12 protein-coding genes are annotated in these 13,957 nt (G+C 50.9%); 7 read left to right on the forward strand and 5 right to left on the reverse strand.

The genetic code is table 11. The features are described 5' to 3' along the window. Positions 1–4: 4 nt before the first annotated feature. Positions 5–958 carry a S1C family serine protease gene (locus CXU21_RS02200; protein WP_180972240.1) on the forward strand — a complete coding sequence of 318 codons (954 nt, stop codon included), beginning with the start codon at positions 5–7 and terminating at the stop codon, positions 956–958. A gap of 187 nt (positions 959–1,145) precedes the next feature. On the opposite strand, the gene dgt is transcribed toward CXU21_RS02200, so the two are convergent. The 4 genes from dgt to CXU21_RS02220 form a co-directional block, all read right to left on the reverse strand. Further along, a complete protein-coding gene (dgt, locus tag CXU21_RS02205) occupies positions 1,146–2,486 on the reverse strand; it encodes a dGTP triphosphohydrolase (protein WP_102724888.1) in 1,341 nt (446 codons plus the stop codon). Positions 2,487–2,546: 60 nt separating this feature from the next. Beyond that, positions 2,547–4,751, reverse strand: a complete 2,205-nt coding sequence (locus tag CXU21_RS02210; protein WP_219723148.1) for a multicopper oxidase domain-containing protein — start codon at positions 4,749–4,751, stop codon at positions 2,547–2,549. A 185-nt stretch (positions 4,752–4,936) separates the two neighbouring features. Further along, positions 4,937–5,788, reverse strand: a complete 852-nt coding sequence (locus CXU21_RS02215) for an EamA family transporter (RefSeq protein ID WP_146016913.1) — start codon at positions 5,786–5,788, stop codon at positions 4,937–4,939. A gap of 102 nt (positions 5,789–5,890) precedes the next feature. Next, complete coding sequence (locus CXU21_RS02220; RefSeq protein WP_102724890.1) at positions 5,891–6,823, reverse strand: DUF5655 domain-containing protein; 933 nt, start codon at positions 6,821–6,823, stop codon at positions 5,891–5,893. Positions 6,824–7,136: 313 nt separating this feature from the next. Between CXU21_RS02220 and CXU21_RS02225 the strand changes: the two genes are divergently transcribed. Then, positions 7,137–8,303, forward strand: a complete 1,167-nt coding sequence (locus CXU21_RS02225; protein WP_102724891.1) for a tyrosine-type recombinase/integrase — start codon at positions 7,137–7,139, stop codon at positions 8,301–8,303. A 337-nt stretch (positions 8,304–8,640) separates the two neighbouring features. Here the strand turns inward: CXU21_RS02225 and CXU21_RS02230 are convergent, their stop codons facing one another. Further along, the gene (locus CXU21_RS02230) at positions 8,641–9,648 is read right to left on the reverse strand and encodes a tyrosine-type recombinase/integrase (RefSeq protein WP_102724892.1); all 1,008 of its coding nucleotides are present in this window, start codon (positions 9,646–9,648) and stop codon (positions 8,641–8,643) included. A 98-nt stretch (positions 9,649–9,746) separates the two neighbouring features. Between CXU21_RS02230 and CXU21_RS02235 the strand changes: the two genes are divergently transcribed. From CXU21_RS02235 to grpE, 5 genes are all read left to right on the forward strand, one after another. Beyond that, positions 9,747–10,709: a hypothetical protein gene (locus CXU21_RS02235; RefSeq protein WP_146016914.1), complete on the forward strand. Its 963-nt coding sequence runs from the start codon at positions 9,747–9,749 to the stop codon at positions 10,707–10,709. Positions 10,710–10,711: 2 nt separating this feature from the next. Further along, positions 10,712–11,338, forward strand: coding sequence for a glycine zipper domain-containing protein (locus tag CXU21_RS02240; RefSeq protein WP_102724894.1), 627 nt, complete (start codon positions 10,712–10,714; stop codon positions 11,336–11,338). A 100-nt stretch (positions 11,339–11,438) separates the two neighbouring features. Next, positions 11,439–11,780, forward strand: coding sequence for a hypothetical protein (locus CXU21_RS02245; protein WP_102724895.1), 342 nt, complete (start codon positions 11,439–11,441; stop codon positions 11,778–11,780). Positions 11,781–11,822: 42 nt separating this feature from the next. Beyond that, positions 11,823–12,992: a hypothetical protein gene (locus CXU21_RS02250; RefSeq protein ID WP_102724896.1), complete on the forward strand. Its 1,170-nt coding sequence runs from the start codon at positions 11,823–11,825 to the stop codon at positions 12,990–12,992. Between the two features lie 45 nt (positions 12,993–13,037). Beyond that, positions 13,038–13,952, forward strand: coding sequence for a nucleotide exchange factor GrpE (gene grpE / locus CXU21_RS02255; protein WP_102724897.1), 915 nt, complete (start codon positions 13,038–13,040; stop codon positions 13,950–13,952). Positions 13,953–13,957: the final 5 nt, after the last annotated feature.

Below are 13,957 nucleotides of genomic sequence, written 5' to 3' on the forward strand. Positions count from 1 at the left end.
GGATATGAAAACCTGTATCTTTCTGACATTGGGACTGCTGATAGGTTCGGGCTCCGGATATTCCATTGACCGGCCCGCCGGAAGTACGGACCCCCTTCAACCTCCGCCCCTGACGCCATATACCCCGCAGACCAAGCCTCTCCCCTCCTCCAGGCCCGCCAGGCTGGGCATTGTGCCCGGTACGGTGCCGCAGGCGGTTGTGGCCCAATTGGAGCTGAGCGGATTCCCCGGAGTGCTGGTGACCCGGATCATGCCGGACAGCCCCGCCGCCAAGGCCGGACTCAAGGAAAATGACGTCATTGTCAAACTGGGGGACATCTCCCTGTCCGGTCCGCAGTCCGTGACGGAGGCCCTCACTGACAAAGTGCCGGGAGACAAGGTCACGGCGGTTTTCTACCGCAAGGGCAAGCGGGAAACGGCGGACATCACGCTGGATGGAGGAACGCTTTCCGCTGAGGAAATACTCGCGGCCCAGGGAGACCCCCGCACACAGCCGCGCGTGGTCCCCTCCGTACGGCGCCAAATGGCACCACCCTCAGGAATGGCCGGACGGGCCGCTCTTCCGCAGCGCATTCTGGACATGCAGCAGATGATGGATGATTTTTTGAAGGACTCCGCCATTGATGATTCCCGGATGGATGACATCATCAGCCGGATGGACCTGACGCCCGGGGCGGCCCAAATGCTCCGGAGCCTGCAGGGGCTCCACCAGATGCCCATGCCTCCCATGGGCAAGGTTTCCGGCAGAGGGCAGAGCTCGTCTTCCGTCCAGATGTCGGATGCCAATGGAACCATCGTGGTGTCTTCCAGCTCCCAGACGGGCACGACCGTTCATGTGACGGACGCCTCCGGTAAAGTCCTGTACTCCGGCCCCTACAATACGCAGGAGGAAAAGGAAGCCGTTCCGGAGGCCGTCAGGGAACGCCTGAAAAACATAGAGACCAACTTCTGCTTTTAACAACTTCATGAAATAGTGGAGAAATCCATGATCATTGTGTTAAGGACGGCTGCCCCGGGTGGGGCAGCCTTTTTTGTTCCCTGCTCCGGAAAAAGAAAGGCCCTGCCACTTTTCCAAGGACATCCTGCGCCTGAGGCGGCCGGAGGACCGGTCTGAACGCCTTTTGAACAACGGAGTGCGGCGGGAATTACAGAATTCCGGTCAATTTCCGGTAGGTCTCCAGGGCAAAGGAATCCGTCATGCCGGAGATATAATCAAGCATGTGTGTTAGGCGTGCTTCCCGAGCTTCCCTCCCTTCATTATCCTTGAAAACTTTGGCTGCTTGAAGCAGAATAGCTACTTTTTTAGATTGTCCAGAAGTTGGATTGTTTACCCATTCCATGAAAAAGTCGATCAGTTCACCTAGTACTTTATACCCCATTGCCTCTACTTGAATCACTTCCCAGCTCTGGTACACATTCTCTTTTGCATCATCATACAGTTTTTTCAAACTGTCGGCTAATTTTGAGGTTTCAATCAGAGACTTTGCCATCTTCCCTTGGAGAAGATCTTCTTCATACATTATGAAAGTTTTCACGACGGCGTCGATGCTTTTATTGATGGCAAGAGCTCGCATGTAGTGAACACAGGAAGATTCTTCTTTTTTTTGGATCAAATCTTTCATATATTGGAGTTCCTTTTTTGTTAGAAAGGGACTGAATAACTTTCTAACATGGTTGAAATCTAGAATCCCGGAAAAATAACCGTCTTCAATGTCTGCAATGCGGTAGCAAATGTCGTCTGCCGCCTCCATCAAATACGCCAGGGGATGGCGGCACCAGCAAAGGTTTTTTCCATCCTGAGCGGAACGAGGAATCAGCCCCAGATGGTCTGCCACGAAGGAAGCAGCTTCCCTTTCCTGTTCCCCAATACCGAATTTTTTGCATTCGAGCTTGTTGATTGCCGTTATGCAGCCTTGTTCGACGGCTGCGGAATAGGATTGGGTGCAGGGATATTTCATGAAAGCACCCAGGACGGCTGACGTTAGCTTCAGGCCTTTGCCTTCCATCGGGTCGCCTGTTCGGGTAAGGATGCGAAATCCTTGGGCGTTCCCTTCAAACGGCAGCTCCAGATCGTGCCGTTTGAGAGCGGTCTCAATAGCGTCCTCCCCGGAATGGCCAAAAGGCGGATTGCCGATGTCGTGGGCCAAGCAGGCGGTGGAAACGATTGTGGCCAGTTTGGAAGGTTCAATGATGGATTTAAGTTCTTTCCGTTTTTTACGGAGCAAATTACCCGCCCGCATGCCTAGGGAGGAACCAATATGGGCGACCTCTAGGCTGTGCGTTAGGCGGGTACGCACGTAATCATTGCGTCCCAGCGGAAAGACCTGGGTTTTGTCTTGAAGACGGCGGAAAGCACTGGAGAACAAAACGCGTCCATAATCCTTGTCATATTCATTCCGTTCCTTTTGCGAACGTGTGGTGCTCTGGTGCGATGAACCACACCGAATATCGGACAAAAGCTGTTGCCAATTCATCATCTCTGACATGATGAAGGAATGCTACAGGGGATTGCCCGGATGGAACAGGAGAAAATCGAGGGAAAACGTTCAATAAGTCAGCATCAGGCCCACGCCCCAGTGCAGGTTATTATCATAATTGGTGGAAATGCTGAGGTGGGAGGTCAGGATGTAATGCAGCCCCACGGAATAATCACGGTCCGTATTCAGGGAAAAGGACAGGCGCAGGCGTGAGGTAAGCGGAATATCGTCCCGTTCCAATTGCAGGCGCACCTTCCCGTCCGTGTCAATGCGCGCGTCCGCAATCAGGAACAGGGGGAGCGTGTACCGGGCGCCCAGGGTGCCGTCCACTTCCCGGTCCTTCCTGGTGGTCTGGCGGAACATGTTGCGTTCACCCGCCTCCCCCTTGCGGTAGGTCCAATCCACGCCGATATAGGGATAAAGCCACTGCTTCTCTCCAATGTACCTTCCAAACCGTCCCTCCGCCTCGTAACCGCGGGTATCCTTGTAGCCTATCTGCCACTCTCCCTGGATGCTCCAGCGGGTGCCCCCGAACTCCAGGTCCCCTATGTTCCCATTGGACGCGAAATCATTATTCACGGTCAAGTACCACATCCGGTCCATATCATAAACGTGCTGAAGCGCGCGCATGGGATGGGGAAGCTGCGGATTGGGCGGAGAATCCTCATACGTGAAAATGCGGCCCATGCCGCTCATCATGTGGTACAGGATATGGCAGTGGAAAAACCAGTTGCCGCGCGTCTTCTCCGCAGCATTGAACTCAATCACCTGGGTGGCCATGGGCTGGATATCCGCCGTGAACTTGAGCGGTGAAAAATCCCCGTGCCTGTTCACCAGCCGGAAAAAATGGCCGTGCAGGTGCATGGGATGCCTCATCATGGTATTATTGGTCAGGATAATGCGTACATTCTGCCCTTCCTTGATCATGATGCGGTCCGTCTCTGAAAGAGTCTTCCCGTTCATGCTCCACACATAGCGGTTCATATTCCCGGTCAGCATGAAATGCAGTTCCTTCACGGGCACGCCGGAAGGGAGATTGGTGCGGGAGGGGGACTTCAGCATGTCATACGTTAGGGTGGTTCCCTCCCCGTCCTCCTGCATGCTGCCGTGGTCTCCCCCATGGGAGGAGCCGGACTTCATGCCCGTCATCCCCATGTTTCTGGAATGGGAGTCCGGCATGCCGCCGGACATGCCATGATGATGCATCTGGTGGGGCATGGGGCCGGAATTCATCTTCATCATCTTCATATTCCCGCCCATGGTCATCATCCCGTTCATCTGCTTCATATTCTTGAAGTAATTCAATTTGGGAAAGGGGCGCAGCGGCTGTCTCTCCCCATGGCCCAGCCACAGGGAGGAAGAGCCGGTGGTATCCTCCGCCGTCGCCTGGAACTCAAAGGATTTGCCAGACTCCGGCACGGTCAGGATCACATCGTAAGTCTCGGAAACCGCAATAATCATGCGGTCCACATCTACGGGAACCACGTCCTTGCCGTCGCTGGCCACCACCCGGATTTTTCCGCCCGCGTACCTCAGCCAGAAATACGTGGAGGAAGCCCCGTTGACGATGCGCAGCCTGATGTGGTCTCCGCCCTTCAGCCGGGGCAGGGAAGCCTGCGGAGTACCGTTAAGAAGAAAGCGGTTGTAAAACACGTCGCTCACATCCATGGCGTTCATGCGCTTCCATTCGCTGGTCAGCTTGGTTCCCAGGTAGCCGGCGCGCAGGGCCTCCCAGTAGCTCTGCACGCTCCCCTTGCGGATGGAAAACCAGTCCGAACCCGTGTGAAGCTTCCTGTTGACCTCGTTGGGATTCTCATTAGTCCAGTCGCTCAGCACCAGCGTATACTCCGGCAGGGCATCCTCCATCCTGCGTGCCGGGGCGCCGGGCCTTTTGCGGATGACGAACGCGCCGTACAGCCCGCTCTGCTCCTGAAGGCCGCTGTGGGAATGGTACCAGTACGTGCCGTTCTGGATGATGGGGAAAGTATAGGTATGCGTGGTGTGGGGCTTCACGGGGGCGGAAGTCAGGTACGGCACGCCGTCCTGGTCATTGGGCACCAGCAGGCCGTGCCAGTGGAAAGACGTCTCCGTATCCATCATATTGTGCACGCGGATCACGGCCGTATCCCCCTCCGTAAAATGCAGGGTGGGGCCGGGAATGCTCCCATTGATGGTCATGGCCGGGCGCGTGACCCCGGTAAAATTGACCGGAGCGTTCTGGACATATAAATCGTATTCCACCTTTTTTGCGAGGGATAGAGAAAATTGTGCCATCAGGAAGCACAGGAATGGAAAAAAATGGGAGGAAAGCTTGAACATGAACAAGAAAAAATTACCTCCAGAAAAGACCTGCCCATTCCATCTCCGGTTCAAAATGAATCCCGGACCGCCGTGTCATGGTTCACGTGGGAGAGGGAAAGGAGAATAATAAGCTGCCGTATTTAACGCCGGGCTTATTCTTAAAGGCGTTTCTCCGGAGAAACGGGTGTAACCAGGAAAGAAGCCAGGATAAGAACGCTGCCCAGGGCAAGCAGAGGAATGCTGGTGCTCTCTCCGAACAGGATCAGGGAGGTAAACGCCGCCAGGGGGATTTTGAGATTGTTCATGATGGCGAGCTTGACGGACGTCACTCTGCGCGCTCCGTAATTCCACAGGAAAAAGCAGACCCCGGAGGCTACCACGCCCAGATAGGCCAGCAGCCACCATTGCGGGGCTGAAATATCCTGCCAGCATGCCAGCCCTGCGGGAAGTCCCGTTGGCAAAGTAACAAGCAGGGCTCCCGCATAGGCATAGGCAAAACTGGAAGCCTCGCCGCCTTTGAACCACGAATCCTTCAAGGACACATAGGCTATCTGGCCCGCCGCAAAACAGAGATTGGAAAGCTGCACCAGAAGAATGCCCGTAAAAACTCCCTTGCCGGCAGTGTATCCGTTCCAGAGAATGCCTGCGCCGCCTGCTGCGGCGAGAACGGCGGCCGTGATGTGAAGGGATGCCAGCTTTCTCTTGATCAGTCCGCTCGCCAGCACAACGTAAATGGGAGTTGTAGCCGTGAACAGGGCTACCTGATGGGAGGGCAGGTAATGAAAGGCGGCAATGTAACAGAGGTACATTCCCCCGAACTGCACGGCACCTATGCCCATCATGGCCAGGGCATGGCGCGGCGGGGTCTTCCGCAGGAAAGGAATAAAAACGGCCAGTGCCCCGGCCATGCGCGCCATGGCGACAAAACTGGCCGGCAGGTCAGACAGGAAGTTTCCCAACAACCCGAATGACAACGCCCAAATAAGAGACGTGATCAGCAGCGCAGACATGAAGGACAGAAACAATACGGGGCACGCTCCGGCAAGTCAATGCCCGTGGCATGAGGCGCACTGTTTCCAATCGGAGAGAGGGAATTTCCCCGATCAGGCGGCTTAAGCTTTTTGCATATAAGACTGCTTGATCAAGGTAAGGAGGTAATCCAGCTTGTCCGCATTTTTTACAGTCAACTCATACGCGCCGTTGCCGTGATGGCCGATGCTGGAAACATCCCTGGCTAGTTTGTAGGGATCATCCAATTCGCCCTGGGGAAGGTTGATCCAGAGTTTCAGGCCTTGTTTCTGCAAGGCGATATCCGTGAAATTCGAGCCGTTGACCGTGAAGGCGACATAAAGCTTGGTGGCCTTGATTTCAACATTCCCCAAATCAAGAATTTTTTCTCTGAGGCTGTTGTAAATATCCTGCACCTCTTCCGGAATCCCCTTCAGGCGGTCTTGCTCCGTGTAGACTACGACCTCCTTGTTGACGGCATTCACGGCGCTGTTTTCAGATGAAACCGTTTTAATGCTTTCCGTTGCGTTGAGCTTCCGGACTTCTTCAAAGCTGATGGTCTGATTGCTGTATTTTTTAATCTCCCATAGGGCAATGGGCAGGTCTTTGAAATTAATCGCCTCTTTTTGATAAGGGGTAAAACCTTGGGAAATGAAAATAACGCGGGATTGGGACCAGTCCACACTATTGCGTTTCAACGGCTCGTTCCGGGATTCGTTATATTCCAGAATGAAATCGGCCTTATTGTTAAGCATCGCGGAAAGATAGGCGTACCCCTGGTCGACCACGCTGAAACTCTTGTCCTGCTTGTATTCAATGATGACGAAAGCCTTGTTTTTCCTGTCAAAAGCCAGCGTGTCAATTCGCAGTTGCTGAACGGAACCGGAGATTGTGAACTCGGATTTGACGAATTCCAGCCCAAGCAGTGTATTCAAATTCGCTTCCACCAGATGTTGAATTTCCCGTTCCAGCTTGAACGGAGTTTCCTTGATCTGGTTCAGTATTTCCAGTTTGGAATTCGAATTAAAAAGCGGCATGGCAGAAGATGTGGGATGCTGGGAACATGCTATCCCTGCAGGGAGTAGATGACAAGACAATCAACATGCAGCAAAACAGGACTTGTTTAATTAATCCTATCCGAACGCAAAACACCCCGGAATGCTGGATTCCGGGGTGTTTAAGAAGATGGTACGCGGTACTGGTTTCGAACCAGTGAATCCGACCATGGGTGTTCGCTCATGTTTACAAATGTTCTGTTTTGTTCATAATGCAATAAGTTATGAAAAATACGAACAGCCGCGAATTGGGCTGAACAAGGGCGCGGTATGCCACTATGTATGCCACTAATATATGGCCTATCTGCGTAAGAAAGAACGCTCTCCGTATTGGTTTGCACAATGGAAAGACCCTCAAACGGGAAGGATCATTAGTCGCTCGACTAAAATAGAAGCCAAGGCTGGCAATCGTCGAAAGGCTCAGGACGTAGCTGATGAATTCGAGGAAGAGACAAAAAAGGTTCGTACAGAGATTCAGGTCAGAAAGGTGCTGAATGATCTTCATACCCGGATCACGGGGAATAACGTAGTGGTAAAGACCGTTCGGGAAGTCTTTGAAGAATGGCTCAACAACCAGTCCGGGGGAATCAGCCGCAATTCACTTCTTGCTTACAGGGGAAGTATTGAGGCGTTCCTGTCATGGTTCGGGGAACGGTCTGATCAGGAGATCAACCTTGTCACGCAAAAAGACATTGTCGACTTCCGTAACACTACAGAAAAACAGCGTTCCGGGGCAACGGTCAACAAACACCTGAAATTGCTTCGGCGGATTTTTGCAGACGCCAAAAAGAAAGCCTACATCAGCATTGACCCGACGGATGACGTCAACATCGTCAAACGCCGCAGGCAGGAAAGCGGCAGGCAGGCCTTTTCTGCGGAGGAATTACAGAGAATCGTGGATCTGGCAGACCCCGAGTGGAAAAGCATGATCCGCTTTGCCTTGTATACGGGCGGTCAGCGTCTCGGCGACATTGCCCTGCTGAAATGGGCTAATATCGACCTTCAGGAGCAGGTGGTCCACTTCCAGACCAAAAAGACAGGCCGCCAGATTGTCATCCCCATCATTCCTCCTCTGTTGAAACATATCAACAGTCTGACGCCTCCTGAATCATCAAATACCTTCGTACACCCCCGTGCCGCCGTTTCTTTTGAAGCCCAGGGATCGCCCCGCTTATCGAGCGAGTTCGGCATAATCCTGTACCGGGCTGGCTTAAGGGATACACACCCTCAGGCATCCCGTAAGGCACCAGACCCTAATTACAAATCCGGGCGCAGAGAAGCATCGGTTCTGTCCTTTCACTCCCTGCGGGCGACTGCCGCCACCATGTTGCATGCGGCAAATGTTCCCCCGGCCATGGTACAGGACATCGTCGGCCATGACTCAGCAGAAGTTCATAGCCGATATGTCAAACTGGGCAGGGATAACGTTCGAAATGCATTGGGTAACTTACCTGAACTCTAAGTTTCCGGATTCTCAATCTTTCCATAGGGGAATATTCGGAATTGGAATCAGGAAAAAAGTGGAAGACAATGATGAAAGTCTTGAGACTATCGTACCTCAGAGAAAAATTATAGAGGCGCATTCCTGATAATCGTTTCAATTATGATTGATGATTTCTGTATCAACGGCGATTTTATCAATCGTAATTGAAATATTTTCCACCTCCATGTCATCTATACATGACGGTTTATTATCTGCCATCATGTACTCATGACTCCTCTATATGCTCTTCACCATCAGGTAAGGCACCAGGAAAAGCACTTGCGTTCTGGTTTCGCATACCGAGTCCCTTGCCTTACTATTTAGCTTCTCGCCAGAACGCAGCAGCATCTTTTCGCAGAACAGGAGCCATATAGCGGCTCCTCAATAGTGAGGTGTCACGGTGTCCCATTTCCATCTGTAACTCCGACAGGTTTCGGAAATAAGCAGCGTGATAACTTGCAAACGTGTGGCGACAAATATCGGGCACCCAGTTACTCTGGAAACCGGCAACTCTGCGCAAAGCTTTCCATTTGCGTTTCCAATTTCGAGGAATATAGCGGTCTTTCTTCCTGATATTGTGAATCCCTCTTAGAGGTACGGCTCTGCCGCCGCCAGTCTTACTGATGGTAGACCGCACGATTACCAGACGCTCATCCCACTGGAAGTCAGTTTTCTGCAAACGGCTTACCTCAGTCGGCCTGATTCCGGCGTAAAGCATCAAATTCAAGGAAAAACGCATATTCCTGAATTCGGGGCGTGTAGTTGCTTCCTTCAGTTTTTCCACATCCTTCAGGGAAAGCGGCTCAATGTACCTTTCTTTTATCTTGGGCACTTCAATGCGGATTACCGGGTTTACATCACACCATTCCTGGCGAATGCCGTAAGTAAATATGCTGTGAAGAATGACGCGACCCTTCGTATAACTGCTTGGACTTGAACCGAATGCCGTCTCTAAAATTTTCTTGCATTGAATAGGAGTCATGGAACGCAAAGGCAATTGGGCAACACCCTCGACACGTAGAATCCGACGAACGAAATGGCGCAAGTCTCTTTTCGATGACGGCCTCAAATCCTTCCGGGCATCGACACTTGCCCAGGCTGCTACTTCCAAAGTGACTGTATGAGTGGCAGATTTTACAACGGACACTCCTTTTTGCAACGTGTTGCGCAGAAGAACAATCAGTTCTACCCGGTTGAGCCCCCGAGCCAAATTCCCCAGATTTTCAATAGCTTCTAGTATAAGACGAGCCAAATCGCACTGTGTAAGGTCGACCTTCTTCAGTAATTCTTTTGCAATGAGATTTTCAGTGAGTTCTTCATTCATAATGCTGATGTCAAAAAAAAAAAATCAAAATGATATTTTTGAAATAATTGGGAAGGATTTAAGGGGATTTTTTTCTCTGATTCTTCCGTGAATTATGGATGAAATTGTCATGGGTTATTCCTGTTAATGTTTGGTTATCAAAGAATAAACACGGAATCAGCATTATGAATGCTGTATCGTATTCTCCGACAAGAAAATTTATGGGATCGGGTCAACTGGTTAAATGTATTTGCAATCAAACGCATGGAGGCGATGTGTGCAGCCATTGCGGTTTGCCCCATTCTACAGCTCGTTATCTCTCACAAACCGGTCCTCTGCTGCCGTTCTTCATTCTGGCCGGCATGGCTGCTGTTTTCTGTTTTAACCACTACAATATTGCAGATCGACTGAACAGGCAGATCGAGGAACCAGAAGAGTTCATTCCCATAATTCTTGACCCGGCAACTCCACTTTCCTCTGAACCGAAACCGAAAGTAGAACCGAAAGTAGAACCGAAAGTAGAACCGAAAGCAGAACCGAAAGTAGAACCGAAAGCAGAACCGAAAGCAGAACCGAAAGCAGAACCGAAAGCAGAACCGAAAGTAGAACCGAAAGCAGAACCGAAAGTAGAACCGAAAGCAGAACCGAAAGCACTAACCCCCGAATTACTGGAAAAGAAGGCCTATCATATGCTGCACCTTCTGGTCGGCAGGTATCCTGAGGGAGAATCCATTTCTACCATGTTTTCAGAAGAAATCCTTAATATGTCATTGGATATCAAAACATCCCGTGACGATATTCTGGAAAGTATGAACGGGTTCCTTGCCAGATTTCCCGTACGCGTTGTCAGGCTAGCCTCCGTAGGAAGAAAAGACCGGATGTTGGAAATAAATACCAGACGAATCTTTCTGGATGCAGACGGAGCGCGGCTGGATGTGTATGGCAAGACCGTTGTCATGCTGGATGCGGAGGGTCAAATCACAGGATTGTCTGATGACATTCAGGATACTCCTGCCGAACTAAGCAAAGGTTTCACCCCCATTGAATACTCCCGACAGAAAACTATCAGCAACAACCAATAAACATGAACAACAAACATTACTTTAAGAAATCATTCGTATTACTCATGGAAGCCGGCGTACTAACCTTCGGTCTGGGTTCCTGTGCCAACATGTCAGATACAACAAAGACGTATGCTCAGGCTACAGGAATAGGAGCAGCTGGCGGAGCTGGTGTGGGAGCTCTGGCAGGTCAGGCTATAGGAGGTGATACTAAATCTACTGTTATCGGAGCTGCCATTGGGGGGAGCATTGGCGCAATCGCCGGCTGGTTCTGGGGGGATTACGTTGTCCAGCAGAAAAAAGAATACGCCAGTGTAGAAGAACAGATCAGACACAGCAATCAGGTTATGGACAAGCTCATTGCACAGACGAAATCCAGAAACGCGGAATTGGCTCAGTCTATTGCCAATCTGAAAAAAGAAAAAAGGAATCTCGCCTCTTCCGACGTCAAAACAAAATCACAAAAAATGACGAGGGAAGTCGATAAGCGCATTTCTATTCTCAATGAAGAAGTAACCCTGGCGCGAAAAGCAGCCGATAATGCTTCCGGCAATCAAAAAATCGCTCTGCGAGGCAAGATCAGCACGCTCAGTCATGAAATCAATTCTCTGGCAAAACACAAGAAAGCTCTTTCTACCCTTTCTGCATAAAAGTCAAAAATTATTTACCGGGCTTGGCTCCACCAGGCCCGGTAAAGACACGAATCTTATATTTCCGAAAAAATTCCCATTTAATGAACCTGCCTTTCTTATGAATACGAACAATCACCTCTGTCTAACAAGCGTTTTTGTTGTCGCTTGTACCTTGCTCTCCTCCTGCAGCACTACCGGAGATCCCACCCAAGGAGGTATTTTCTGGTCTCCCGATAAGGCCATGGAGCGCCGTCAAAGTCTACTGTCGGAACAGTCGGTCAAACAAGCGACATACAATAAGATAAAAAAGACGACAAGTAGTTACGCTAATACTCGAGACGATCTTCTGAAAAAACGTAACGAGTTGCAAGCCCGCAAGGAAGCCTCTTCCTCACTGCAGGATAAGGAATCGATCAACGCGGCAATCAAAGATATTGAGGCTGAACTGGGAAATATGTAGCCAGCTTCCTCATTGCGTTTGTCTCCTACGTGATAACGGTACATGAATAAACCGTCCAGCATCAACTTTGTCCGTCTCGCCTTTGTTCTTCTTATCGGCGCTTCGTTGCTGTATGGTTTTATCATCTCCGGTTATCTGGAGGAGGAGACGCGCAGAGTGGCGGATATCTCGATCGAGTACGGTTTCTACGCAGGATACGGCCTGTGGGTACTGGGAATGGTTCTGTCCAATATTCTCTCGTTCAACCGTATTGCACGCCGCAAATATGCCGGAAGCAAGGGACTGAACACTGCTCTGCAAATCTGGTCGCAAACACTTCTGGGAGCCGGTAAAACCAGCATCGTTGCCCCTGTCAAGGTTTACCGGGAGCTATCTGGTCAGGGAAACCTGTTGGTCAGGCTGGTATCCATGGTGGAAGTCTACATCATGCGCCCGATCGTTTCTCTGGCTGTTCTGGCTGCATATGCTCTCCTGTCCGCACTCTTCATTCTTCCTCTATCTTTCTTTAAACTGCAAACTTCCCGTTTTTCCAGCGAAGAAACGAATGAAAATGGGGTCCGCATGCTGCCTGTCACCTGTGTAGCCGGTTCGGATACAACAAGGACTTCTCTTTTGCGAGCCCTTGTTTCAACCTTGGGAAACGTATCCGTACCCCGATGGTACACGTACGATACTCCTCGCATCAATTCTACCCGCACTCAACCCAGATACAACTACATCGAATTGTTGCTCAGCCGCAAGAGAAACGACAAACAACCTGCGCTTTGTCTGCAAATTTGCGATTTCGAAGGAAGCGATGCGGCCTCTATTAATTCGTTGGATGCCATGCCCTTCTACTCTTTTTTGCAAGGCGCCGTTTTTGTGGTGGAAGAAACGGCTGGCAGCGCCTCATTTGCACAAGCCTTCGACAAGTGGCATGAACTGATGAGCACGGCCTACAAAGCAAGATTGCAAAAGCTTAAATGCGCCGTGGTCATCCGGTCGAATGGCAAGATTCTGCCCTTTGATGGAGCATGTGAGCTTGATGCCGGTGCGGATCAAGCTGCCTGCCGTCATTTCCTTCATGACCTCCAATGGGCTGATGTTCTTGGAAAAGCCGATCTTTTCCGAAATACGGCATTTTTTTCCATCTCCTCCAGCGACCAGGAATTGAACGAATGTCCCGGCGTTTACGCTCTCGCCAAATGGCTGTTACAAAATATTCCCGCCTGATCCCGCACTTATCTTTCCCTCTCCATCAATTCATACACCACCATCATGACTAACCAGGATAATCCAGAAGACTGCATCAGCGAATGCATATTTGAATCAGCTGAAGAAAATATCATAATAGAAAATTCCGGTATGGAAGGTTCTTCCGTTCCGGAAACCGCTCCGGAGCAGAAGGATCAACCGGAATCTCCACAGGAAATGGAGCCGGAAGAAGACTCCGTCTCCGAAGTCGAGCTACGGCAGGAATTCACACCGGAGAGTAAAACCGGATCAGATGCTGAAGTGGAATCCTCACCAGAGTCTGCTCCTGTAGCCGCGCCGGAGGAAATTGCGTCAGATACTCATTCGGAGACAAGCCCAGAATTGGAATCCTCTCCGGAAGTTGCTCCGGATTCTTCTCCTCAGTCCGTCATTGAAGAGCCAACCCCTCACCAGGCGACAGCTGACCAGACTCCCATACTGAATATCCTGACCACCCTGCAATCGCAAATATCCAGCCTTCAGGAAGAGTTCAACAGCAAAATGCGCTATGATGCCTCCAAAAAGGAAATCATTGACAGGCAATATCAGGAACTCGATGCCTACCGCCGTGAAACACATGAAAAACTCAACAAGGCTATCGTGATGGATCTTATTGCTGAGATCGACGGCGCGGAACGAAGCGCCGAACATTACAGCGCTCTGGAAGCCACTCCGGAAAACTATGCCAAACTCAGGAAACTGGTCCTGGCCCATGCCGAAGACCTGCGCGACCTGCTCGAAAACAACGACATCGATTCCTTTCGTACCGAAGCAGGGGCCGCTTTCAATCACAAACGCCACAGCGTACTCAAGACCGTTGTGACCGACGATCCTTCCCTGGCCAAAACCATTCAGGCCTCTTTGCGCTGGGGATTCGAAAAAGACGGAAAAGTCATCCGCCCCGAAAAAGTAGCCGTCTACGTACTGGCAACGGAATAATCACT

This window comes from Akkermansia muciniphila (assembly GCF_002884975.1).
GTDB lineage: Bacteria > Verrucomicrobiota > Verrucomicrobiia > Verrucomicrobiales > Akkermansiaceae > Akkermansia > Akkermansia muciniphila_C.